We start from the raw sequence: 22,155 nt of genomic DNA, 5'->3' as shown, positions 1-22,155 counted from the left end.
GGTCCGTTCGTCACACGTCCCGCTGCCGGAGTGTGACGAACCCGGCGCCCAGCAGAGCGACAACATACGCCACGAGGACGAGCGTGCCCTGCCAAGGCTCGAGGTAAGCCGTGTTGAGGGCACTGCTGGAGCCTGCCTCGAACATCGCATCTGCCGCGTTGGTCGGCAGGTACTTGCGGGCCTCGGTGAAGAAGTCCCCGGGGATGAGCTGGAAGATGATCGGCAGCACAAAGAGAAGCGCCACTAGGGTCACGATCGCCCCGGCCGAGTTCCGCAGAAGCGCCCCGAGGGCGAGACCCATGAGAGCCACGGCCGCGACGTAGGCAGCATTGAGGAGCATGAACCGTTGCACTTCCCCGCTCGCCATATCGAGGTGGAGGTTGTAGTTGGCGAGGATCGGCTGGGCGACCAGGCCGCCGATGTAGGCGCCGACGTAGGTGAGCACAAAGCCGACGACGGCGGCGTACACACCTTTCGCTGCCAAGACCGGCCAGCGCGTGGGTACGGCCGCGAAGGTAGCGCGGGACATGCCGGTGGTGAATTCCGAGCTGATCATGAGGACAGCGAGCGCGCCGACGATGAGCTGCGCGAACGAGACGCCGCCAGCGGGGAGGTGCAGGACGGCGCTCGTCGTGTCCAACGCCTCTGCACGCGGCCCGGTCGCTCCACCGTTTTGGACGTTAGTCGTGACTTGGCCAATGCCCCACGCCTGGAGCGCGGCGAAGCCGACGAGGAGGACGACGCCGCACAGCAGCAGGATGCGCGTGGAAAGGAGCGAGAGGAGCTTGATCCGCTCGGAATTGAGGACGCGCAAGAAGTTCGGGCCCGCGAGTCGCTCCTGAGGGACCGCAGAGCGGCGGTTCGTCTGGACGGCCGTGCTCATCGCGTTGCCTCCTGTGCCTGATTGGGGGTCTTCGTCCCGAGGGCGCCGCTGGGGCTCGACGCCGGCGGCTCCTCGTAGTGGCTCGCGTCATGCGAGCGGTACTCGACGTCGTCCTTTGTGAGCTGCATGTAGGCCTCCTCGAGCGAGGCTTGGAGCGGGGTCAGCTCGTAGACGAGGATCTGATGATCGAGAGCGGTCTGGGCGATGGTCCGCGGATCGAGACCGCCGACCTCGAGGACCTCGCGCTCCGGGGCCTGGATGGTCACTCCAGAGCGGGCGAGGAGGCGCGAGAACTCTTCCGGGTGGTCGGTGCGGACGCGCGTCCGAGCCTTGCCTTGGCTCGAAATGACGTCGTCGATCGGCGCGTCCGCGAGGATGCGACCCCGGCCGATCACGATGAGGTGGTCCGCCGTCTGCGCCATCTCACTCATGAGGTGGCTCGAAAGGAACACCGTGCGGCCCTCGCTCGCGAGGTATTTCACAAGATTTCGCACCCAGACGACGCCCTCGGGGTCGAGGCCGTTGACTGGTTCGTCGAGGACTACCACCTGCGGGTCACCCAGTAGCGCGGCTGCGATGCCGAGGCGCTGCCCCATGCCCAGCGAGAAGCCCTTGACCTTCTTCTTGGCAACGGCACCGAGGCCCGTCATCTCGATGACTTCGTTGACCCGCTGCGATGGAATGCCATGCGTCGCTGCCAGTGCCGAAAGGTGGCTGTAGGCAGTGCGGCCGGGATGCACTGCGCGAGCCTCGAGCAGTGCGCCGATCTCACGCAGGGGTGCTCGGTGCTTCTGGTAGGGCGCGCCGTTGACGGTGACCGTTCCGCGTGTTGGGGCGTCGAGGCCCATGATCATCCGCATGGTCGTGGACTTGCCTGCACCGTTCGGCCCGAGAAACCCGGTAACCCTGCCGGGCTGAACCGTGAACGTGACCCCGTCGACCGCAGTCTTGGCGCCGTAGACCTTCGCCAGGTCGGTTGCCTGGATCATGTCCCCTCCTGAGATAGCTGACGATTCCACGCTAGGACCGGAGGGGCCGGCGCGCGACGCTCCGCGGGATGAACCTGAACGGCCCGCATCCTCCTCGAGGACTAAGGGATGGCGCCTTTCTGGGTTGCCCCCTGAGGTTCGGCGTGTATCATCGCCGCGCAAGGTGCCGTTCGTTAGCTGAGGCTCCTTCGCGGAAACAAGCCAGCGACCCTAAACGTCGAGAGACGCCACCGGTCAGGACAGGCTGCCCCGGGCTAAGGGGCAACCCCGATTGGCTCCCTCCCAGAGAGGGTCACGACGCGAAGTGCCAAAGGTCTTACGAGGAAGGGCACCCCGGGCGATCTGCCCGGGGCCTCCCCAGGCACGTGAGAAGCGATGCAGGAGGTGGTTCGCCTTGTCGAGTGGCGATAGTAATACCTCCCCGCGCGCCTTCTGACGGAAGTTCGTCAGCAGCACCTCTTCCCGCCCCGCATGCCAATGACGGCCCGACCTTGGGCCCTTTTCGGTGTGCCCGCTTCACGATTGCCCGGCCACCGCCGGGAGGAAGCAGGTCCCTGTGATCAAGACCCCGCTGAACTCTGCCCGCCGTCCACACCCCGGCAAGTTGGCCAGAGCCACACCCGCGCCGCACTCGGTTGCCTCCCCGAGCGTGGCCGCCGTGCTCGACTCCGCCCACATCGGGGACATCAAGGGCGCCTTCGGCACGATCCGCGTCGACGACACGCCGGGGCAGTCGAGCTGGAAGGCACGGCTCAAGACGCTTCTGGCCATCATCGGGCCCGGCCTGATCGTCATGGTCGGCGACAATGATGCGGGCGCCTTCGGCACCTACACCCAGGCTGGGCAGGACTACGGCACGGGCCTCCTGTGGACGCTCCTTCTCCTCGTCCCAGTGCTGTACGTGAATCAGGAGATGGTGCTCCGGCTGGGCGCCGTGACCGGCGTGGGGCACGCCCGGCTCATCGTGGAGCGCTTCGGGAAGTTCTGGGGCGCGTTCAGCGTGATCGACCTGTTCATCCTCAACGCCCTCACGATCGTCACGGAGTTCATCGGCATCAGCATCGGCCTCTCGTACCTTGGCGTCCCCAAGATCCCGGGAGTGATCGTCGCCGCCCTCGTGGTCGTCGGCGCTACGAGCACCGGCTCGTTCCAGCGCTTTGAGCGCGTGTGCATGGTCCTCGTGTTCGGCTCGCTGCTGCTCGTGCCCATCTTCTTCATGTCCTCTCCGGACTATGGCCAGATCGCCCAGGGCTTCCTCATCCCCGGTGTGCCCTCAGGCTCGAGCATCTCGGACGTGACCCTCCTGATCATTGCGATCGTCGGCACGACCATCGCTCCATGGCAGCTGTTCTTCCAGCAGTCGTACGTGATCGACAAGCGCATCACTCCGCGCTACATGAAGTACGAGAAGGCTGACCTGTGGATCGGGATTGTCATCGTGGTGATCGCCGCTGGGGCAATCATCTCCTTCACCGCCTTCACCTTCGCCGGCCGCCCCGAGTTCGGCCAGTTCACTGATGCGGGAGGCGTTGCCGAAGGCTTGGGGAAGTACGTCGGCCACCTTGCGGGCGTCCTGTTCGCTCTGGCCCTCATCGACGCCTCGATCATCGGAGCCGCCGCCGTGGGCCTCTCGACCTCGTACGCGCTCGGCGACGTCCTCGGGCTCAAGCACTCCCTGCACCGCAAGGTCAGCGAGGCCAAGGGCTTCTACGCGGCCTTCGCCGGGATCATCCTCATCTCGGCGATCGTCGTCGTCATTCCCGGCAGCCCGCTTGGGCTCCTGACCGTCGGTGTCCAAGTCCTCGCCGGCGTGCTGCTGCCGTCCGCGACCTTGTTCCTCCTGCTGCTGTGCAACGACAAGGCCGTCATGGGCCCGTGGGTCAACGGGAAGGCGATGAACGTCTTCACTTCGATCGTCATCGCGATCCTCGTGATCCTCTCCGTCGTCCTCACGGCGGCGACGCTCTTCCCAGGGATTGACGGCAGCGCGATCATCGCGATCCTCATCGGCGGAGTCGTGTTGGCCATCCTCGCCGGCGCAGCACTCGCTGCCCTGAGGATCCGCGCCCGGGCGAGGGGCCAGCTCGCGGTGGCGCCCGCCGTCGACCGCTCCCAGCGACTCACGTGGCGCATGCCGCCGCTGGCCCTGCTCGAACGCCCCCAGCTCTCGCTCACGCGCCGCGTCGGCCTCGGAGTGCTGTGGGTCTACCTGATCGTGGCGATGATCCTCGTGATCGTCCGCGTCGTCCAGCTCGCCCTCGGCAGCGCCTGACAGACCTCCTCTCCAGCGCGCGGGGTGACGTACAGTCACCTCGAGACGCAGCTGCACCGTGCACCGAAAGGCACCCGATGACCGCCGCCCAGGCCGCTTCCCTGTCCCTCTCCGCCCTCCTGCGCCAGCCCGTCACCGACTCCGACGGTCACCGCATGGGCACGCTCGCTGACCTCATCGTCCGCCTTCGCCACGACGACTATCCGCTCGTGACCGGGCTCGTCGTCGCCGTCGGCGGGACGCGCGTCTTCGTCTCCGCGGCGGACCTCGCGGCACTCGCCCCCGACCGGGTCCAGCTGGCCGCGAGCAGCCTGGACCTGGGCGAGTTCCGCCGTCGCGAAGGCGAGGTGCTCCTTTCCGAGGACGTCCTCGGACATCGGCTCATCGACGTCTCCCGCGTCGCGTTCGTCAAGGCCTACGACGTCCAGCTCTCCCCTGTTCTCGACGGCTGGGCAGCTACCGGCCTCGACGTCCACCGCCGTCGCTGGCTCAGCCTCGGGCCGCGCCACTCCGCCCACCCGCCGCGGGACTGGAAGGACTTCGAGCCCCTCATCGGCCACGCCGAATCCGCTCAGGTCCGCATGGCCACCGGCCGGATCCCCGAGCTCAAGGCAGCCCAGATCGCCGACATCATCGAGGAGGCCACCGAGCACGAGCAGGACGAGCTCCTCGCCCAGGTCCACGAGAACCCCGAGCTCGAGGCCGACGTCTTCGAAGAGCTCGATGAGGACCGCCAGTCCGAGCTCTTCAAGGACCGCTCCGACACGGAAGTCGCCGAAGTCCTCGGGCGGATGCAGGCCGACGACGCCGCCGACGCCCTCATGGACCTCCCCCAGGAGCGGCGCGTCCCCGTGCTCGACCTCCTGCCCGAGCCCCAGCGCGCTCTGGTCCACCGCCTCCTCGGCTACCACGACCTCACGGCCGGCGGCCTCATGGGAACAGACTTCCTCGCGCTGCCCGCCACCACGACCGTAGCCGATGCCCTCACCGCCGTCCGCGGTGCCCGCCTGCTCCAGCCCCAGGCACTGACGGTGATCTACACGCTGGCTCCGGACGGCACCCTCGCCGGCGCACTCAGTCTCGTCCACGCGGTGCAGGCTGAGCCCGCGAACGTGCTCGCCGACGTCGCGGACGACGACGTCGTGGTCGCCCACGCGACGGACGACGTCGTCGATGTCACCACGCGCATGGCCGACTTCAACCTCCTCGCGATGCCCGTCCTCTCCGAGGACCGCCACATCATCGGCGTCGTCACGGTCGACGACGCGCTCGAGGCCGCGATCCCCGAGGACTGGTCACGTCGTGAGTCGAACCACCGGGAGACCGGCTCCGAGGGCTGACCGCCGCCCCTGCGGCCGATGACGCTTCGGGGTCAGCGCGGTTTGCCGTCAGGCGATCGCGAAGAAGGCCACGGCCAGGGCGGCGGCCAATAGGGCCTCCGTTATTCCGGTGCTCCTCGGGACTCGGATGTCCTTGCTCTCCGCTGGCACGGCGAACGTCGCCAGCACCCATCCGATTGCCGTGATGAGCAGGACGACGGCGGCCAGCAGGTCCAGAATGATGACGCCGAGCTGATTCGCAGGATGATGTGTGGCCGAGACGCCGTCCCGTGCCACAGAGATCAGCACCCAGCCAGCCGACAGCGTGATCAAGGACCGGAACGCAGCCGTTCCCGTACCTGATCGGTCTTCTGCACCCGTCCCACGCAGGCCGAGGCCGATCCGGGCGACGAACCAGAGCAGCACCGCCGCGAGCACCGCGCCCACCAGCATGGGAGCAAACCTTGCCCAGCCGGCTCCAATCCCTAGGACCGTGGCGGCGATCAGAAACCGCCCGCTCTCGTCCACGCGGGCCAACCCCGAACGCGCCCGGAACACCTGTACGGCACACGCCAGCGCCGCGGCGCCAGACAGGCATAGAAGTGCGGTCACGATGAACCCGTTGGCGAACATGCGGATTGGCCTCCCTGGTCGGACATAGTGCACACACTTCGTGGTGCGAGCGACGTGCGGGCCTTCCGAGCGGGGACTCTAGCGGCGGAATCTGGATGGCGGCTGGAGGCCTCTCCCGTCAGCGCAGGCAAGGTGGGAGGCAGCGCACGCAAGGCAAGGGTAGGTGGATTCCTCTCCGTGCTCCCCCACTCCGTAAAGTAGTGGGGACGCCGTTTCCGGCGGCAATGAGTGAGAGGCGGTGTGGCATGCGTGCGCTGTTCAGGCTCTCGCGCGCCGTCGTGGTCTCCTCGAGCACCGTGCTCCTCGCTGCGGGCGGCCACCTCGCCGGAGGCGGAAGCCTGCCCGACCCGCTCGTCGTCGTCGGCATCCTTGCGCTCGTGACCCTGCCGGTCATGGCACTCGCGGGGCGGAAGATCTCGCCACCTATGATGTTCGCCATACTCGGGGTGGGGCAGTTCGGGCTGCACAACGCGTTCGAAGTCCTTTCGGCATCAGCGTCGAGCGCATCGACACTTTCAGTGGCCTCCGGCCACGTTCATCTGATGGGGGCCATCTCCAAGCCGGCCCATGCCGCCCCTATGGCCATGGACACGGGTCACATGCTGCTCGCGCATGCCATCGCTACCGTCCTGACGGCGCTGCTCCTCGCCCACGGGGAATCGGCCGTCTGGGCACTCCTCGCGTGGCTCCGCCCGCTCATCCGGCTTCTCGTCGCGGCCTCACCGTCGCCGGAGCCTCACGTCCCGGCCTTCATTGAGGATGCGCTCCCCCGCGCATGGCGCAGTCTGCGCCTCCCCGCGCGGCGTGGGCCGCCGCGGGCCTTCGCCGTCGCCTGAGACGGCCCCGCCGCCCGCTTACGCGGGTTCCTCCATCCACGCGCCCGGGCCAACGCGCGCCCGGCGAGACTGAAGGCCACCATCACCATGCACAAGACCATCCGCCGCAGCCTGAAGACGATCGGCACCGCCGTCGCCACCGCGGCTCTCATCGCGACCGGCGCCGCCGCTGCCTCCGCCCACGTCAGCGTGGACCCAGATGACCCGGCGGCTAACGGCTACACCCACCTGACGTTCAACATGCCCAACGAGTCCGCCACGGCGAAGACCAACAAGCTCGAGGTCAAGCTGCCGACCGACACCCCCTTCACCTCCGTGTCGGTCAAGCCCATTGAGGGCTGGACGGCGCAAGTCATCACCACCACGCTCCCGAAGCCGGTCACGGTCGAGGGGTCAACGGTCACGAAGGCTCCGACCTCGGTCGTGTGGACCGCTAACGATGCCGCGCACGAGATCGGCCAGAACCAGTACCAGGCATTCGCCCTCTCGGTCGGCATCCTGCCCGCGGCAGGGACGAAGATCGTCCTCCCTGCCATCCAGACCTACACCGACGGCACGGTGGTCAACTGGGACCAGACCCAGCAGGACGGCCAGCCGGAGCCTGACCACCCCGCGCCGTCGTTCACGACGACGCCGGCCGACGACGCGAGCCCCGCACCCACCGCGAGCGCGACGCCGGTGGCCCAGGGCGCCGGCACCGCGACCCCTGCTTCCCAGACGAACGACGCAACCGGGACGTGGGGACTAATTCTCGGCGCCATCGGCGTGATTCTCGGAGGAGCGGCCCTCGGCCTCGTCCTCAGCGGACGTCGGAAGGCAGCCAAGCCGTGAAAAGCGGCTTTCGGATCGTCGCGCGCGCCGTCGCGGTCTTGGGGGTGGCCGCTGGCCTCGCCCTGCCCGCGGCGGCCGCGCAGGCGCACGACGTGCTTGAGGCGACCAATCCTGCCAACGGCTCGACGGTCGCAGCCGTGCCCGACGCCGTGGTCCTGACCTACGACCACACTCCGATCGCGATCGGCACCGAGATCCAGGTCAAGGACGCGGCTGGTACAAATGAGGCCGACGGCGCAGCGAGCGTTGTCGACAACAACGTAACCCAGGCGATCAAGCCCGGGGCCCCGGCCGGGAAGTACACGGTAGTGTGGCGGGTCGTCTCCTCGGATTCCCATCCCATCGAGGGGACCTTCACGTTCACTGCGAAGGCAGCCGGCGGCGGGACCTCGAGCGCGGGAGCGACGAGCGGCGACAATGCGACGGCGGCTGCCACGGCGTCGTCGGCCGCGGCCTCCGATTCCTCGGGCGGCTTCCCGGTCTGGACAATCCCCGTCGGGGTCGTCGTCGTCCTCGCAATCGCGGCCCTCGCCTGGTTCGTGCGGCGAGCCCTCGCCAGGGCGGCCCAGGAGTAACAAAGCTGGGAATAGGCTGGGAATCCTCCTCCGCCCCTGTGATCCCCGTTACGGATCTGCCATAGTCCAGCAGACCGTCTTGACAGGTCCGTCAAAACTTCCGGCGGTCACTGGACAAAGGGGATGTCGGTGAAGAGAAGATTCTTCGCAGCAGCGGGCTCGGCCCTGCTGCTGGTCGCGGGTCTCGCCGTAAGCTCAGCACCAGCGTGGGCAGCGCCCGGCTCGCCTGCCCGCGGTGATCGCTCCATTCAGGTATGTGCGACGCCGCGGGCCGGCGATGCTGCATGCACTGCCCGCCAGGCCCTGGACCCGTCAGGGCACGTCGTCTCGAACGCGAGCGCTCCGCCGGCCACGGGCCTCACGCCGTCCCAGCTGCAGAACGCTTACCACCTGACGGGGACAGCCTCGGGTGGACGGACAGTCGCAATTGTCGACGCGTACGGATACCCGAACCTCGCGCGGGACCTGGCGACGTACCGCTCGCAGTTCGGCCTCCCCGCTTGCACCACGTCCAACGGGTGCCTCCGCGTGGTCAACGAGACGGGCGGCACGAGGCTTCCCAGATTCAACCTCGGCTGGGCGCAGGAGCAGTCGCTCGACGTCGACGCCGTCTCCGCGGCGTGCCCCGACTGCAAGATCGTCGTGCTGCAGGCCAACACCGCGTCCTTCAGCGACCTTGGCACCGCCGTTCAGACGGCCGCGAAGCTGCCCGGCGTCGTCGCCATCTCGAACAGCTACGGCGGATCCGACGCGGCTGATTCGACGTACGGGAAGTACTACAACTTCCCGGGGATCGCGGTGACCGCGAGCGCGGGTGACAACGGCTACAAGGGCGCTTCCTACCCCGCGTCGTCGAGCTACGTCACCGCGGTGGGTGGCACCTCGCTTGCCGCGGCAGCCAACGCCCGCGGCTGGAGCGAGACGGTTTGGAGCGGCACGGGGTCCGGCTGCTCCAGCCTCAACGCCGCGCTGCCGGCCGCCTCGGCGGACGGCACGGGCTGTGCTGGGCGCGCGATGAACGACGTCGCCGCGGTCTCAGACCCGAACTACGGCGGCCTCGCCGTCTACTACCCGACGTCGAGCGCCAACTCGAGCTGGGGCCAGTTCGGCGGCACGAGCGAAGCCTCCCCGATCATCGCCTCGGTCTACGCGCTGAGTGGGAACACTGGCTCGGCTGCTGCCGGCACGTACGCGAACGCGGTGCCGTACAGCCACGCGAGCAGCCTGTACGACGTCAGCAGCGGCAGCAACGGCACGTGCTCGCCGTCGCAATGGTGCACCGCCCGCACGGGGTGGGACGGGCCGACGGGGCTCGGCACGCCCGACGGCGTGAGCGGCTTCTAATCGTTTGATGGTCAGGTCCCGCGGGTTGCGAACCCGCGGGACCTGACTTTTGAACGGGCGTGACTAGCAGGAGGTGACCAACAAACGAGGCGCCACCCCCAGGAGGTGACCAACGAACGAGGCACCACCCGCAGGAGGTGACCAACGAACGAGGCACCACCCCGCAGGAGGTGACCAACAAACGAGGGGGCACGCGCGGGAGGTGACCATCAGACGGGGGGTTTGCGCGTGGCCCCCGCGAGCACGAGGGAGACCGCGATGGGTACGAGGATCGCGAGGAGCGCGTGCCGGAGTCCCAGGTGGTCGCCGAGGAAGCCCAGGAACGGCGGGCCGGCGAGGAACGCGATGTACCCGATTGTGGCCACCACTGAAACGCGGGCGGCGGCGTGCCGTGGATCATCCGAGGCGGCCGACATTCCCATCGGGAACGCGAGCGCCGCACCGAGGCCCCAGAGGAGGGCCCCGATGGCGGCCAGCCAGTAGGAGCCCGCGAGCGAGTAGACCGCGAGGCCGATGAGGGCCGAGACCATGCTGAGGCGCAGCGCGACCACGCGGCCGAGCCGGTCAATGATCCGGCCGCCGAACCAGCGAGCGAGCGTCATCGCGCCCACGAACAGCGCGAAGAGCGCCGCGCCCCCGGACTGGCTCGTGCCGAGGCCGTCGACCGAGCCCTTCGCGATCCAATCGTTGCCCGCGCCTTCCGTGAGCGTCGCCCCGAGGACGACGACGCCGATCAGCAGCGTGCGTACGTCCGTCCACGCGGCGCGCGCCCCGCCCCGTTCCTTGCGCTCCGGAGCCGGGGACCCGCCGTCGTTCGGTGACTCCGGCTGAGCCGCCGAGTGCGCGGTGAGCGGCAGGAAGTGCCGGGGGACCAGAACCATGATGACGAGGACGGTGAGCATGATCGCGGCGAGGTGCAGCGGGAGCGGCACACCAAGAGCGCTGAGTCCCGCCCCGACGATGGCGCCCAGAAACGCGCCGCCGCTGAAGCCTGCGTGGAACTGCGGCATGACGGTCCGGCCGAGCCGGTGCTCGACGTCGGCCCCCTCGATGTTCTGCCCGACGTCCCAGAGGGCGATCCCGATCCCGAATACCGCGAGGCCGACGGCGACGAGCAGCACAGACACGATCAGCAGGCCGAGGGCGAGCATGCCGCCTGCGATGACGGCGAGGAGACCTCCGAGGCGCACCGTCCGGACGATCCCCACCCGGCTCGAGATGGGGCCGACGAGCGGCATCGAGCACAGCGACCCGATCGCTCCGACGAGGAGGACGAGCCCCATCTCACCGGTCGAGAGTCCGAGGGTCTGGGTGACGGCGGGGATTCGAGCCGCCCAGCTGGCGAAGATGAACCCGTTGGTCGCAAAGATGATGAAGGTCGCGATCGCCGCACGCCGCACCGTGGCTCGGTCCACGGAGGCCGCAGAGCCGACCGCCAGATTCTGATCGCCTTCGGGGGTCATTGGCTCGCCTTCGTGAGGAAGTTGGTCAGGAGCGGGCCGGAGATCGTCGCGCCCAAGCCGCCCTCGTCCACGAATACGGCGACCGCCAGATCCCCGTGGATCCCGATGATCCACGCATGGGTCTTAGGCGGGTTGTCGCTCCCGAATTCGGCGGTGCCGGTCTTCGCGCCGACGGGGGCGCCGGGGACAGACAGCAGGAAGCCCGCATGGCCGCTCGTCACGACGGCGCGCATCATCTGCTGGAGCGGGGCGGCCTCTGCTGGGGTGATCGGCTTGGCTGCGGCCTGCGCCGGGCTCGCCGACGCGCTTTGGATTGCCGAGGTCGTCGCACTTGCCGGCGCACCGGCCGATGTCGCCTGCTCCCCCTCGCCCGCGTTCAGGACGAGCCGCGGCGAGACGAGGCCACCCTTCTGGACAGAGGCAGCCATGACCGCGGCGGAGAGCGGCGACATGAGGATCTGCCCCTGGCCGATCATCGAGGCGGCATGCTCAGTCGTCCCCGCCGTCGCTGGGACCGAACCCATGAACGCGTCCGCGCCGAGCTGGGGGGCATCGATCGCCAGGCCGAGCGACGTCGCCGCCGATTCGAGCTGCGCTTGGGAGACTTTGTCGCGCTGCGAGATGAAGGCCGTGTTGCACGAGTGCGCATACGCGTCCTCGAGCGTGATCGTGCCGAGGTGGTCCTCCGGGTAGCCCGTCGCGTTCTGGAAATTCTTCCCATCGACGGTCAGGGTCGGAGTGCACTGCACTTTGAGGTCAGGGGTCGCGCCTTGCCGGAACAGGGCGAGCGAGTCGACCGTCTTGAAGATCGAGCCGGGGGCGTACTGGCCGAGCATCGCAGTGTTGTAGCCGTTGCTTCCCGGGCCACTTGCCGCCGCGAGCACGGAGCCGTCCGAGGGGCGGATCGCCACGATGGCCGACGCCGGTCCGACCGAAGCGAGGGTGTCATCGGCGAGCTGCTGGAGCTTCGGATCGAGCGTCGTGCGGAGGGGCGTTCCAGCCTGGGCAGGGGCTGTGAACAACGCGCGCGGCTGAACAGCGGACGACGACGGGCTGGGGCTCGCGCTGGCCTGCCCACCTTGGGAGGACGCCCCGTTCTGGTTGACCGCGAGGACCGTCACGCCGTCCTTGCCACGCAGCTGATCGTCGTACTGCGCTTCGAGCCCGCCCTGCCCGGTCTGATCGCCCGCGTTCAGCTCGCCCTTGGACTTCTGGATCTGCTCCGCAGTCGCGTCCCCGACAGTTCCGAGCACGGCTCGGGCGAACTCGCGCGTCGGCGCAAGCGGCAACGTGCCGCCGAGGGCGAAGGCGCCTGGGACGGCTGCGATCTGCTCGTCAGTCGGCGTACGGCCGGGGACGTCACGCAGAACGATGGCCTGCACGAAAGCCTGTGGGCCGGAAGCCGCAACCTGCTTCGCGTATTCGGCGGGGTCGATGCCCACGAGGGACGCCAGGGCGCGGGCGGAGGAGTCGAGTTGGGAAGCGGGCGTCTTGGCCTTGTCGATTCCCACGCGCTTGACGGGCCGTTCCGTGACGAGTTGGGCATCGTTGGCACCGAGGATGTCCCCGCGGGGAGGCGCCGTCGTCTTGAGCTCGAGGACCTCGCCCGCCTGGAGTCCCGGCGCGAGGAGCCCTGGAGACCATTTCACGGCCCAGTGGCCGCCCGACTGGTCGACCTCCGCCGTCGTCGTGTACTTCCATTCGCGCCCCGAAAGCTCCCAACTGAAGTCGAAGGGCACGGTCGTGGTGCCGTTCGACGTCGTCGCCTGGCCCGAGGTCACTGTCGGCTTGACGTCGCCGAGGCCGGCGACGATGCCCTTGAGCTGGGACTGCGCGGCGGACGCCTCGGTGCCTGCGAGCGCTGCGTGCGAGACATCGAGCGACGAGAGGCCACTGCTCAGATCCTTTGCCGCCGCCTCGGCCGCGGCCTTCGACCCGTCGTCGCACGAGGTCAGGACGGCCCCGAGCAGGACGGCGGACAGGACGAAAGAAGCGGTGCGCATGTTCCCCACCGGCTCAGCCTAATGGTGGGCCGGTGCGGTTCCTAGGAGGTCCCTGTAATGGCTAGAAGGGCACGCCGCAGCGCAACGCGACATTGGCGTAGGGCGTGGCTTCCCCGGTTCGGACTAGGACCTTCGCCTCTGAGGCGAGGCGCTTGAACTGCTCGTGCGGAATCGCCGCGACTCCCGGGAGGCGGCTTTGGACCCACTCGTCGACGACGGTTCCCCTGCCCTCTTCCGCGATGACAGCTGACTCGATGACGAGCTCGTCCGTGAGTGCGTCGAGCACCTGGGTGAAGCTCGGCACGCCGAAGACGAGTGCGAGATCGACTATCGGGCCGCTGAGTGGAAGCGGGAGGCCGCAGTCCGCGACAACTACCACATCGCCGTGGCCAAGGGTCGCGATCGCCGCGCTCAGCGGGCCGTTCAGAATTCCGCGCTTCTTCATGCCGTCCTTTCTGGAAGCGGATCCCCCCGCCAGGGGTACGAGGGTTGGGCACCCGGGCGGCAGACGGCGTACGAGCCCACCCGCACAGCGAAGGCAACCGCCTCACTCAGGGATGCGCCGCCCGCGAGACTCGCGCTCAGCGCACCTACGAATGCATCGCCGGCGCCCGTGGTGTCGACGGGTTCCACTCGAGGTGCGGGAATCCTCACCACCGAGTCCCCCTCGGAGAAAACGGCTCCGGCGGCGCCGAGCGTGATGACAACTGAACGGACGCCCTCTTCCAAGAGTGCTTCGAGCACGCTTTCCTCAGTTCTCAAGCCCTCGGCTGCTCGGCCGAGCACCTCGAGCGCGAGCCGCCCTTCGTGCTCGTTCACAACGAGCGGATCGGCCCGAAGGATGAGCTGCCTTTCCAACGGGATGACGGGAGCGAGATTGAGGACGAGGCGCGCCCGGGTCGCCGCCGCGGCGGCAGTTGCGGCCTCGGACGGGACTTCGCCTTGGAGCACCAAGACGGCCGACTTCCGGAGCAGATCCGACTGGGTCCCGATCAGTGCGCTGTCCACTCGGGCGTTCGCACCGGGAATGACCACAATGGAGTTCTCGCCGGTCCGCTCGTCCACCGTGACGAAGGCTTGACCCGTGGGACCGGGAACCCTTGCTATCCCGGTCACATCGACCCCGGCCTCCCGAAGTCCGCTTGTGGCCACCTCCGCATAGCCGTCTTCGCCCACGGCCCCCACGAAGGCGACGTGAGCGCCGAGGCGTGCAGCGGCTACGGCCTGGTTCGCCCCCTTCCCGCCTGGATGCACCGCGATCGACTTGCCGATCACGGTCTCGCCGGGCAGGGGGTGCGCGGCGACCCGAAGGGCAATATCAGCGTTGATCGAGCCGACCACGGTAATTAGTGCATCCCCAGGAGTCCCGGCCGCTCCCAACAGGCCTGTCTCGTGCTCCATAGACCATCCTCGTCTGCCGGTCTGAACCCGACCCATCGGGCGGTAAACGCGCACTCCGAGAGTGCTGCTGATTTTTATCACATTCTCCGCGAGCAAGATAACAGGAGTCCCAGAACCGCCTCGCGAGCGGCTGTTGACACCTTCCGTGCCTCTACCTATGGTGTATCTAACACGAGCATGCGAGCAAGATCACATGAACTTAACATGAGTCTGATCCCTCGTATGGGCCATTCACGGACAGTTCGCACCAACCGCCGATCCGCAGGATGAGCTCAAGTGCTGAGGTCAAAGGTCGTCCGCCGACGGGGGCGAGAACGGGAGCAATGATGCGCGCAGTTGTATTCAAGTCCGAGGGCAATCTGGCACTCGAGGAGAGGCCGAAGCCCACTCCCGGGTACAAGGAGATCCTGATCGAGACGGCTGCGGTGGGTATCTGCGGGACAGACACCCACGTTTTCGACGGGGAATTCGAGGGAACCGTCTTCCCCCTCGTACCTGGCCACGAAGCCACGGGCACCATTGTGGAGCTGGGTGAGGGCGTGAACGACGGCGTCTTTGACTTCAAGGTTGGCGATCACGTCGCCGTGAACCCGAGCACGACGTGCGGCGAATGCGAATTCTGCCTGAACGGCCACCAGAACCTCTGCCGGTTCTGGAACGGACTCGGGGTCGTGGCCTCCGACGGTGCCTCGCAGCAGTACTTCACTGCGCCAGCCAGCAACGTCTACAAGCTCAAGTCGGAAACCGACCTCTACGAAGCCGCGCTCATCGAACCGCTCGCCTGCGCAATCCGGGGATGGGACGTTCTTCCCCGCCGCCTCGGCGACCACGTCCTCGTGTACGGCTCGGGGACGATGGGCCTTCTCATGGCGCAGCTGGCCAGGAAGGCAGGCGCGGCTACCGTGACGATCGTCGACCTCAACGAGGATCGGCTCAAGACCGCCGAGGAGTGCGGAATCGAGTTCCGCTACACGACGCCGGACAACGCGGACCGGGAGAAGTGGGACGTCGTCATCGACTGCACCGGCAATATCCGCGCAATCGAAGACGCGCTGACCCGCGTGAAGCCCGCAGGCTTCTTCCAGGACTTCGGCGTAGCTCCGGCTGATCGCACTGCCCAATTCTCACCCTTCCGGGTCTATCGCGACGAGATCTCGATCGTCGGGACCATGGCGGTCCTGAACTCCTTCGGGCGGGCAGTCGAGCTGTTCGAAGCAGGTGCGATCAACGCCAAGGCAATGATCAGCCATTCATTCACTCTCGACGACTATTCGGAGGCGCTGGACATGTTCCGCAAGGGTGAAGGGCGCAAGCTGCAGATCCGCCCCAACGACACCGAATCGCGGGTGCTGATCGGATGAGTACCGTCGCCTCACGTGTCGCGGCCAAGAGGAAGGGACTCAACCCTGCCGCGAAACGCTGGATCTGGGTCGGCCTCGTGATCGTCCTCCTGCTGGCGATGTTCTTCAGCACGAAGATCGTGCCGGCGGGATCTGGGGCAGCCCAAGGACCCGCCGCGTTCAACGCCGCCGACTACGGCAAGAAGCAATTCCCCAAGCAACAGGCCTTCATCGACAAGAACGCCGTGGATGCGGCAACTCTCGCTGCGGCGGTTCAGAAGGACCCGACGACGGCCGCGCAGAAGTACGGCAAGTCTTCCGACGGCGCGACCTACGTGATCCCAGTGAAGTTCACCGGCGTCGTCGGCCAGATCCCCGCCGACGGCTACACGCCGATCACCGTTCCAGGACTCCCACCCGAAGTCAAGATCGGTCTCCAGCTCGGCCCCGCAATCAACGGCACTGATCTTCGTGACGTGACAGGTGACATCACCTTGAACAACTTCGAGAACCAGATCCAACTGCAGGATGCTGGCGCCGCCATAAACGACCAGCTGAAGGCAGAGCTCAAGAGCGTCAACGCACAGTCGCTGACCGGAAAGACAATCCAGGTCTACGGCGCCTTCACGCTGATCAACCCCCAGCAGTGGAACGTCACACCGTCTCGCATCACCGTGGAGAAGTAGCCGTGTCAGAGCAGAGCCGGCCGGCCCGGCAGCCTGAAGGTGCCCCGGTGCTCTCCGCTCGGGACGTGGTCAAGACGTACGGCGCGACCCGTGCCCTGAAGGGCGTGAACTTCGACGTCCACCGAGGCACGGTGACCACCCTGTTCGGCGAAAACGGCGCGGGCAAGTCCACCCTCATGAAGATCCTCTCCGGCGTCGAGCAGCCCACCTCGGGCACAATCATCCTGGACGGGGAAGAGGTGACGTTCGCCGACACCAACGACGCCCGGGACCACGGCATCTCGATCATCCATCAGGAGCTGAGCCTCGCTCCCAACCTCTCAGTGCGCGACAACCTCTTCATGGGGTCCGAGCTGCGCAACGGCCTCGGCGTCGACTACAAGGAAGAGGAACGGCGCAGCCGAGACGTGCTCGCAGAGCTCGGCCTCGAGATCAATCCCCTGACCCAGGTCTCCGAGCTGCGGCTCGGCCAGCAGCAGCTGGTCGAGATCGCACGCGCCCTGTTGGCCGACTCCCGCATCCTGATCATGGACGAGCCCACCTCGGCGCTCTCGGCCGCCGAGGTCGAGATCCTCTTCGGAGTCATCAACGATCTCACCTCACGTGGGGTCTCGATCGTCTACATCTCGCATCATCTCGAGGAAGCCCTCCAGGTCACGGACTACGCCGTCGTCCTGCGAGACGGGTCGATCACGGCAAACGGCCTTGCGAAGGACATCGACCTCGAGTGGATCGTCCGGAACATGGTCGGCGAGAACTTCGACCTCGGCTCTCCGCCCACGGGCTACGAATTCGGGCAGGTAGCGCTGGACATTGACGAGATCAGCGTGGCCGATCCGAAGGAACCGGGCCGGTTGCTCGTCGACCATATGTCCCTCCAGGTCCGCGAGGGGGAGATCGTATGCATCTACGGCCTGATGGGCGCGGGCCGCACCGAACTGCTCGAGGCTGTCGCCGGGAGGATCCCCATGGTGAGCGGCAGCGTGCGGATGCGCGAGGACGAGATCTCGAAGCTGAGCCTTCGGGAGCGTCTCGCTTCCGGTCTGGGACTTGTTCCCGAGGATCGGCAGCGCGACGGGCTTGTGCAGACCATGACGGTCGGGCAGAACATCTCCTTGGCCAGCCTCGGCACATTCGTCAGGGGGCTGTTCGTCTCGCGTGACCTCGAGCGATCGCACACCGAGGACGCCATCCGGGACGTACGAGTCAAGACAGCTGGCGGCAACGCACTGATCGGCTCGCTCTCCGGCGGCAACCAGCAGAAGGTCGTCATCGGCAAGATCGTCTCGACCGGACCGAAGGTACTGCTGCTCGACGAGCCGAGCCGGGGCATCGACGTCGGGGCCAAGGCAGAGGTCTTCAGACTGATCGCCGAGCGCGCCCGTGAGGGCCTCGCGGTCGTCTACTCGACGAGCGAGGTAGGGGAATGCCTGAGCATCGCCCACCGGATCATCGTCATGCGACGAGGCAAGATCGCGGCCGAATTCGGCCCGTCGGTCAGCAAAGAAGAGATCATGGCCAGCTCCGGCGAAGCAGTGCTGGCGTAGGAAATTGTGACTAATCCAAAGGAAATCCAGCATGGCTGAAGCAGCGGTGTCGCGCCGGCGCAATCCCTTCGAGGGCCTCACGATCGGCGCGGTCCTCCTCGAAGCGCGGGCGTTCCTCGCACTCGTGGTGATCTTCATTGTCTTCTCGCTCCTTGCCCCGAATGCGTTCCCGACTCTCTCGAACATCATCGTGATGTGCCAGCAGGTCTCGGTGTACGCGATTCTCTCCGTCGGCATGCTCGTCGTGATCCTTGACGGTGGCATCGACCTGTCCGTCGGCTCGACCCTGGGGCTCTCCGGCATGGTCGCGGGCCTTGCCCTCCAGGGCTTCCCAATCGGCGGCGTGGTCCTCTACCCGCCGGTGTGGGTCGTCGTCGTCATAGCGGTGGCGACTGGAGCCCTGATCGGACTCATCAATGGCGTGCTGGTCGCGCGTCTGAACGTCGCACCGTTCGTCGCAACGCTCGGCACGATGTACGTGATGCGGGGCCTGGCCTCGCTGACCACGAACGGCCTGACGGTCAACAACCTCGGCGGCCGCCCCGATCTCGGCAACACCGGGTTCGAGTGGCTCGGCTTCAACTCCCTCCTCGGGATCCCGGTCGGCGTGTGGATCCTCGTCGTCGTCGCCATCGTGGCGAGCCTCCTGCTGAACCGCACGGTCTACGGTCGGTGGCTCTACGCGTCGGGTGGCAATTCCCGCGCTGCCGAGCTCTCCGGCGTCCCGGTCCGCAAGGTGCGGGTCCGTGCTTACGTCATCTCAGGGGTGTGCGCCGCCATCGCCGGCGTGATCCTCACGAGCGAGCTGACCTCGGCCGGCCCCACTCAGGGCACGTCATACGAGCTGACCGCGATCGCCGCCGTCGTCATCGGTGGCGCCTCCCTCATGGGCGGCAAGGGCACAGTGCGCGGGACCCTCCTCGGCGCTTTCGTCATCGGCTTCCTCGCCGCCGGGCTCACGATTGTCGGCATCTCCGCCTACGTGCAGACGGTCTTCACCGGCGCCGTGATCGTGCTCGCCGTCCTCCTCAACGGCATCCAGGTCAGGCGACGCCGCCGCGCCGGCCGCGAGGGCGCCGGATCGCCCCCGCTGCCACCCTCGGCACCCGAGAACCAGAACGGCGACGCAGTCCCATCAGCCGTCAAGAACAAGGCCGTCTGAGCCCCTCAGCCGGAAGCAAAAGAAAGAGAGCGAAGGAATCCATATGTTCCGCAAAGCTATTGGCGCAGCACTGGCGCTCGGCGTCACAGCGGCCGTCGCAATGACCGGCTGTTCGGGTGGAAGCACCTCCGGGTCCGGATCCTCGGCTTCCTCCAGCGGCAAGGCGGGCGGCCTGATCACGATTGTGGTCAACGACCCCTCGAACCCCTACTGGCTCACTGAGGGCAACGTCGCGAAGGCCGAGGCCGAGCACCTCGGCTACCAGGCAACGGTCGCTGCGTCGAAGGGTGACGTCAACACCGAGTCCACGATCATCGACACGGCGATCGCCAACCACTCCGCCGGCATCATCCTCGACCCGGCGAACGCGGACGGCTCGATCGGCAACATCAAGCGCGCGATGAACGCTAAGATCCCCGTGTTCCTGGTCAACGCCGAGATCAACCAGACCGGCGTGGCGCTGGGCCAGCTCGTCTCCAATAACGCCCAAGGTGCCGCCATCGGAGCCCAGCAATGGATCAAGGCGGCCGGCACGCAGGGCAGCTACGCGGAGCTGTACGGGCTTCCGTCGGACAACAACGCGGCGACGCGTTCGAACGGTTACAAGACCGTCATCTCCCAGTACCCGGGGTGGAAGGAAGTCGCCAAGCAGACGGCGAACTGGGACCGGGCCCTCGGCCAGCAGAAGATGCAGTCCATCCTGCAGGCGACGCCCAATATCAACGCCGTGATCTCGGGCAATGACGAGATGGCGCTCGGCGCGATCGCTGCGCTGAAGCAGGCCGGCAAGACCAACGTCATCGTCGGCGGGTTCGACGGCTCCCCGGACGCGGTCAGCGCGGTCAAGGACGGCTCGCTCGCCTACACCGTCCTGCAGCCTGTGGCGACCTTCACCAAGAAGGCCGTTGACGAACTCGACGCGTACATCAAGAACGGGACGAAGCCCTCGCAGGAAAAGCAGTCCTTCGACTGCATCCTGATCACGAAGGCCAACGTCGACAAGATGACGGCGCCGTTCACCTACTCCGGCTGACCGCGCCAAGATCACAACGTCCGGCCGCCGGCTCGTGCGGCCAAGCGGGGGCGGATGCACCGAGCGTCCGCCCCCGCCCCAGCCCACTGAGAGGGACCATGAGCTACGTAATGAACGACGCCGCGTCGTTCGCCGACGAGTCCGCTGACGGGTTTGTCGCCGCACACCGCGATCTCGTCCGCCGCGTGCGCGGAGGGGTCGCCCGTGCCACTGCAACTCCGCCCGGCCAGGTCGCCGTCGTCATTGGCGGTGGCTCGGGACACTACCCGGCCTTCGCAGGGCTCGTCGGCCCGGGGATCGCCCACGGCGCGGCGATGGGGAACGTGTTCGCCTCCCCCAGCACACAACAGGTCGTCTCCGTTGCCCGCGCGGCCGCGTCCGACGCGGGGGTGCTCTTGACCTACGGCAACTACGCCGGAGACGCGCTCAACTTCGATCAGGCCCAGGACCAGCTGCGTGCCGAGGGCATCCCGTGCCAGACCGTGCGCGTCACCGACGACATCTGCAGCGCGCCCGCTGGCGAGCAGGAGAAGCGAAGGGGGATCGCCGGGGATCTCGTGGTCTTCCGTGCCGCAGGATGGGCGGCGGAGCAGGGGCTCGACCTCGAGTCCGTGGCCGCCGTCGCGGCCCGCGCGAATGAGCGCACCCGCTCGATCGGGGTCGCATTCTCCGGCTGCACCCTCCCCGGCGCCGACGAGCCGCTCTTCACCGTTCCTCCCGGCACGATGGCCGTAGGAATGGGCATCCACGGAGAGCCCGGGATCGAGACCGTTCCGATGGCCACCGCCCGGGACCTCGCCGAACTCCTCTCCAGCCGCCTCCTCGCCGAACGTCCCGAGACCGCCGGCGGGACGAGCAAGGTCGGAGTCATCGTCAACGGGCTCGGCTCCGTCAAGTCGGAGGAGCTCTTCCTCCTGTACGGAGCCCTCGTGCCGCTCATGGAGCAGGCAGGACTCACGATCGTCGACCCCGAGGTCGGCGAGTACGCCACCAGCTTCGAAATGGCCGGGCTGTCCCTCACTCTCGTGTGGCTCGACGACGAACTCGAGCAGGCATGGCGCTCCCCCGCCTACACCCCCGCCTATCGCAAGGGGACAGTCGAGCTCAGTACAGTCGCCACGGCCCTCGCCCCCGAGGAAGCAGCCTCGGACGTGGAGGCGATCGCAGCTGCCTCCGAGGAAGCGGCCGCAGCAGGCGTGCAAGTCCTCAAGGGCCTCGACGCGATCAAAGATGTGATCGACCGCGAGGCCGACGAGCTGGGCCGCCTCGACGCGATAGCCGGCGACGGCGACCACGGGATCGGCATGCAGCGCGGCGCCAGAGCCGCCGCCGAAGCGGCCGCTGCCGCAAGTGCCGCCAATGCTGGTCCCGGCACCGTCCTGGTCCAGGCGGGAGACGCCTGGGCGGACAAGGCTGGCGGCACCTCCGGCGCACTGTGGGGTCTGGCCCTTCGGACCATGGGACAGCAGATTGGCGACGCCGAGGCGCCCGCGGCGGGTGCCGTTGCCGCAGCGGTGTCGGCCGCCCGCGAAGCGGTTCAGCGCACGGGCAAGGCCGAAATCGGCGACAAGACCCTCGTGGATGCGCTCGTCCCCTTCTCCGAGACGCTCGCAGCCCTCACCTCCGAGCGACGCGGACTCGCACAGGCCTGGGCCGAAGCCGCAGCGGCGGCAACCAGCGCCGCACGGGCCACCGCTGACCTCCTCCCCCGATTGGGCCGTGCACGGCCCCACATGGAAAAGAGCTTGGGCACCCCAGATCCCGGTGCCGTCTCGTTCGCCCTCGCCGTGACGGCGGTGGGCGCTGTCCTCGACGCATACGACCTGAAGGAGAATTGA

The 22,155-nt window shown here is 67.5% G+C and carries 19 protein-coding genes and 1 riboswitch; of the genes, 12 read left to right on the top strand and 7 right to left on the bottom strand.

The window, feature by feature from the left end:
- Nucleotides 1–10 precede the first annotated feature (10 nt).
- Nucleotides 11–883, bottom strand: a complete 873-nt coding sequence (locus tag LK10_RS05770) for an ABC transporter permease subunit (RefSeq protein WP_043120890.1) — start codon at nt 881–883, stop codon at nt 11–13.
- The gene (locus LK10_RS05765; RefSeq protein ID WP_081998304.1) at nt 880–1,872 is read right to left on the bottom strand and encodes an ABC transporter ATP-binding protein; all 993 of its coding nucleotides are present in this window, start codon (nt 1,870–1,872) and stop codon (nt 880–882) included. The genes LK10_RS05770 and LK10_RS05765 overlap by 4 nt, the downstream gene beginning before the upstream one ends.
- Before the next feature lie 162 nt (nt 1,873–2,034).
- Nucleotides 2,035–2,205, top strand: a riboswitch (M-box (ykoK) riboswitch).
- 223 nt (nt 2,206–2,428) lie between these two features.
- Here LK10_RS05765 and LK10_RS05760 point away from each other — a divergent pair.
- Both LK10_RS05760 and LK10_RS05755 read left to right on the top strand, forming a co-directional pair.
- A complete protein-coding gene (locus tag LK10_RS05760) occupies nt 2,429–4,144 on the top strand; it encodes an NRAMP family divalent metal transporter (RefSeq protein WP_231567626.1) in 1,716 nt (571 codons plus the stop codon).
- 77 nt (nt 4,145–4,221) lie between these two features.
- The gene (locus LK10_RS05755) at nt 4,222–5,484 is read left to right on the top strand and encodes a magnesium transporter MgtE N-terminal domain-containing protein (protein ID WP_043120886.1); all 1,263 of its coding nucleotides are present in this window, start codon (nt 4,222–4,224) and stop codon (nt 5,482–5,484) included.
- 48 nt (nt 5,485–5,532) lie between these two features.
- Here the strand turns inward: LK10_RS05755 and LK10_RS05750 are convergent, their stop codons facing one another.
- Nucleotides 5,533–6,096 (bottom strand): hypothetical protein, encoded by a 564-nt coding sequence (locus LK10_RS05750; RefSeq protein WP_043120883.1) that lies wholly within the window; start codon nt 6,094–6,096, stop codon nt 5,533–5,535.
- Between the two features lie 245 nt (nt 6,097–6,341).
- Here LK10_RS05750 and LK10_RS05745 point away from each other — a divergent pair, with 245 nt between their 5' ends.
- From LK10_RS05745 to LK10_RS05730, 4 genes are all read left to right on the top strand, one after another.
- On the top strand, nt 6,342–6,932 hold the full coding sequence (locus tag LK10_RS05745; RefSeq protein WP_043120881.1) for a hypothetical protein: 591 nt from the start codon (nt 6,342–6,344) through the stop codon (nt 6,930–6,932).
- An 87-nt stretch (nt 6,933–7,019) separates the two neighbouring features.
- Nucleotides 7,020–7,763 carry a YcnI family protein gene (locus LK10_RS05740; RefSeq protein WP_043120880.1) on the top strand — a complete coding sequence of 248 codons (744 nt, stop codon included), beginning with the start codon at nt 7,020–7,022 and terminating at the stop codon, nt 7,761–7,763.
- Nucleotides 7,760–8,338: a copper resistance CopC family protein gene (locus LK10_RS05735; protein WP_043120878.1), complete on the top strand. Its 579-nt coding sequence runs from the start codon at nt 7,760–7,762 to the stop codon at nt 8,336–8,338. The genes LK10_RS05740 and LK10_RS05735 overlap by 4 nt, the downstream gene beginning before the upstream one ends.
- A 129-nt stretch (nt 8,339–8,467) precedes the next feature.
- Nucleotides 8,468–9,682: a S53 family peptidase gene (locus tag LK10_RS05730; protein WP_043121049.1), complete on the top strand. Its 1,215-nt coding sequence runs from the start codon at nt 8,468–8,470 to the stop codon at nt 9,680–9,682.
- A 209-nt stretch (nt 9,683–9,891) separates the two neighbouring features.
- On the opposite strand, the gene LK10_RS05725 is transcribed toward LK10_RS05730, so the two are convergent.
- The 4 genes from LK10_RS05725 to LK10_RS05710 are packed head-to-tail and all read right to left on the bottom strand — an operon-like array spanning nt 9,892 to nt 14,549.
- Nucleotides 9,892–11,145 carry an MFS transporter gene (locus tag LK10_RS05725; protein WP_052206998.1) on the bottom strand — a complete coding sequence of 418 codons (1,254 nt, stop codon included), beginning with the start codon at nt 11,143–11,145 and terminating at the stop codon, nt 9,892–9,894.
- Complete coding sequence (locus LK10_RS05720; protein WP_408021433.1) at nt 11,142–13,157, bottom strand: penicillin-binding transpeptidase domain-containing protein; 2,016 nt, start codon at nt 13,155–13,157, stop codon at nt 11,142–11,144. Before LK10_RS05720 ends, LK10_RS05725 begins: the two co-directional genes overlap by 4 nt.
- Before the next feature lie 52 nt (nt 13,158–13,209).
- Entirely contained in the window at nt 13,210–13,593 is a 384-nt protein-coding gene (gene rbsD, locus LK10_RS05715; RefSeq protein WP_043120876.1) for a D-ribose pyranase, read from the bottom strand.
- The gene (locus LK10_RS05710) at nt 13,590–14,549 is read right to left on the bottom strand and encodes a ribokinase (protein WP_052206997.1); all 960 of its coding nucleotides are present in this window, start codon (nt 14,547–14,549) and stop codon (nt 13,590–13,592) included. The genes rbsD and LK10_RS05710 overlap by 4 nt, the downstream gene beginning before the upstream one ends.
- A 323-nt stretch (nt 14,550–14,872) precedes the next feature.
- Between LK10_RS05710 and LK10_RS05705 the strand changes: the two genes are divergently transcribed.
- From LK10_RS05705 to LK10_RS05680, 6 genes are all read left to right on the top strand, one after another.
- Nucleotides 14,873–15,910 carry a zinc-dependent alcohol dehydrogenase family protein gene (locus LK10_RS05705; protein ID WP_231567625.1) on the top strand — a complete coding sequence of 346 codons (1,038 nt, stop codon included), beginning with the start codon at nt 14,873–14,875 and terminating at the stop codon, nt 15,908–15,910.
- Entirely contained in the window at nt 15,907–16,575 is a 669-nt protein-coding gene (locus tag LK10_RS05700; RefSeq protein WP_043120874.1) for a DUF2291 family protein, read from the top strand. The genes LK10_RS05705 and LK10_RS05700 overlap by 4 nt, the downstream gene beginning before the upstream one ends.
- 2 nt (nt 16,576–16,577) lie before the next feature.
- Nucleotides 16,578–18,122, top strand: a complete 1,545-nt coding sequence (locus LK10_RS05695; RefSeq protein ID WP_043120872.1) for a sugar ABC transporter ATP-binding protein — start codon at nt 16,578–16,580, stop codon at nt 18,120–18,122.
- Nucleotides 18,123–18,153: 31 nt separating this feature from the next.
- The gene (locus tag LK10_RS05690) at nt 18,154–19,284 is read left to right on the top strand and encodes an ABC transporter permease (protein WP_052206996.1); all 1,131 of its coding nucleotides are present in this window, start codon (nt 18,154–18,156) and stop codon (nt 19,282–19,284) included.
- A 43-nt stretch (nt 19,285–19,327) separates the two neighbouring features.
- Complete coding sequence (locus tag LK10_RS05685) at nt 19,328–20,317, top strand: D-ribose ABC transporter substrate-binding protein (protein ID WP_043120869.1); 990 nt, start codon at nt 19,328–19,330, stop codon at nt 20,315–20,317.
- A 98-nt stretch (nt 20,318–20,415) separates the two neighbouring features.
- Nucleotides 20,416–22,155: a dihydroxyacetone kinase family protein gene (locus LK10_RS05680; protein WP_043120866.1), complete on the top strand. Its 1,740-nt coding sequence runs from the start codon at nt 20,416–20,418 to the stop codon at nt 22,153–22,155.

Origin of the sequence: Sinomonas humi, assembly GCF_000802235.1 — a bacterium.
Classification (GTDB): Bacteria; Actinomycetota; Actinomycetes; order Actinomycetales; family Micrococcaceae; genus Sinomonas; species Sinomonas humi.
The sequence above is the reverse complement of the archived record's forward strand: the minus strand, read 5'-3'. Positions and strand labels throughout refer to the sequence as shown.

Bases quoted from the DNA above. Each gene is read 5' to 3' on its own strand.
- LK10_RS05770 (WP_043120890.1), bottom strand. From the start codon at position 883: ATGAGCACGGCCGTCCAGACGAACCGCCGCTCTGCGGTCCCTCAGGAG.
- LK10_RS05765 (WP_081998304.1), bottom strand. From the start codon at position 1,872: ATGATCCAGGCAACCGACCTGGCGAAGGTCTACGGCGCCAAGACTGCG.
- LK10_RS05755 (WP_043120886.1), top strand. From the start codon at position 4,222: ATGACCGCCGCCCAGGCCGCTTCCCTGTCCCTCTCCGCCCTCCTGCGC.
- LK10_RS05750 (WP_043120883.1), bottom strand. From the start codon at position 6,096: ATGTTCGCCAACGGGTTCATCGTGACCGCACTTCTATGCCTGTCTGGC.
- LK10_RS05745 (WP_043120881.1), top strand. From the start codon at position 6,342: ATGCGTGCGCTGTTCAGGCTCTCGCGCGCCGTCGTGGTCTCCTCGAGC.
- LK10_RS05740 (WP_043120880.1), top strand. From the start codon at position 7,020: ATGCACAAGACCATCCGCCGCAGCCTGAAGACGATCGGCACCGCCGTC.
- LK10_RS05725 (WP_052206998.1), bottom strand. From the start codon at position 11,145: ATGACCCCCGAAGGCGATCAGAATCTGGCGGTCGGCTCTGCGGCCTCC.
- rbsD (WP_043120876.1), bottom strand. From the start codon at position 13,593: ATGAAGAAGCGCGGAATTCTGAACGGCCCGCTGAGCGCGGCGATCGCG.
- LK10_RS05710 (WP_052206997.1), bottom strand. From the start codon at position 14,549: ATGGAGCACGAGACAGGCCTGTTGGGAGCGGCCGGGACTCCTGGGGAT.
- LK10_RS05705 (WP_231567625.1), top strand. From the start codon at position 14,873: ATGATGCGCGCAGTTGTATTCAAGTCCGAGGGCAATCTGGCACTCGAG.
- LK10_RS05700 (WP_043120874.1), top strand. From the start codon at position 15,907: ATGAGTACCGTCGCCTCACGTGTCGCGGCCAAGAGGAAGGGACTCAAC.
- LK10_RS05690 (WP_052206996.1), top strand. From the start codon at position 18,154: ATGGCTGAAGCAGCGGTGTCGCGCCGGCGCAATCCCTTCGAGGGCCTC.
- LK10_RS05685 (WP_043120869.1), top strand. From the start codon at position 19,328: ATGTTCCGCAAAGCTATTGGCGCAGCACTGGCGCTCGGCGTCACAGCG.
- LK10_RS05680 (WP_043120866.1), top strand. From the start codon at position 20,416: ATGAGCTACGTAATGAACGACGCCGCGTCGTTCGCCGACGAGTCCGCT.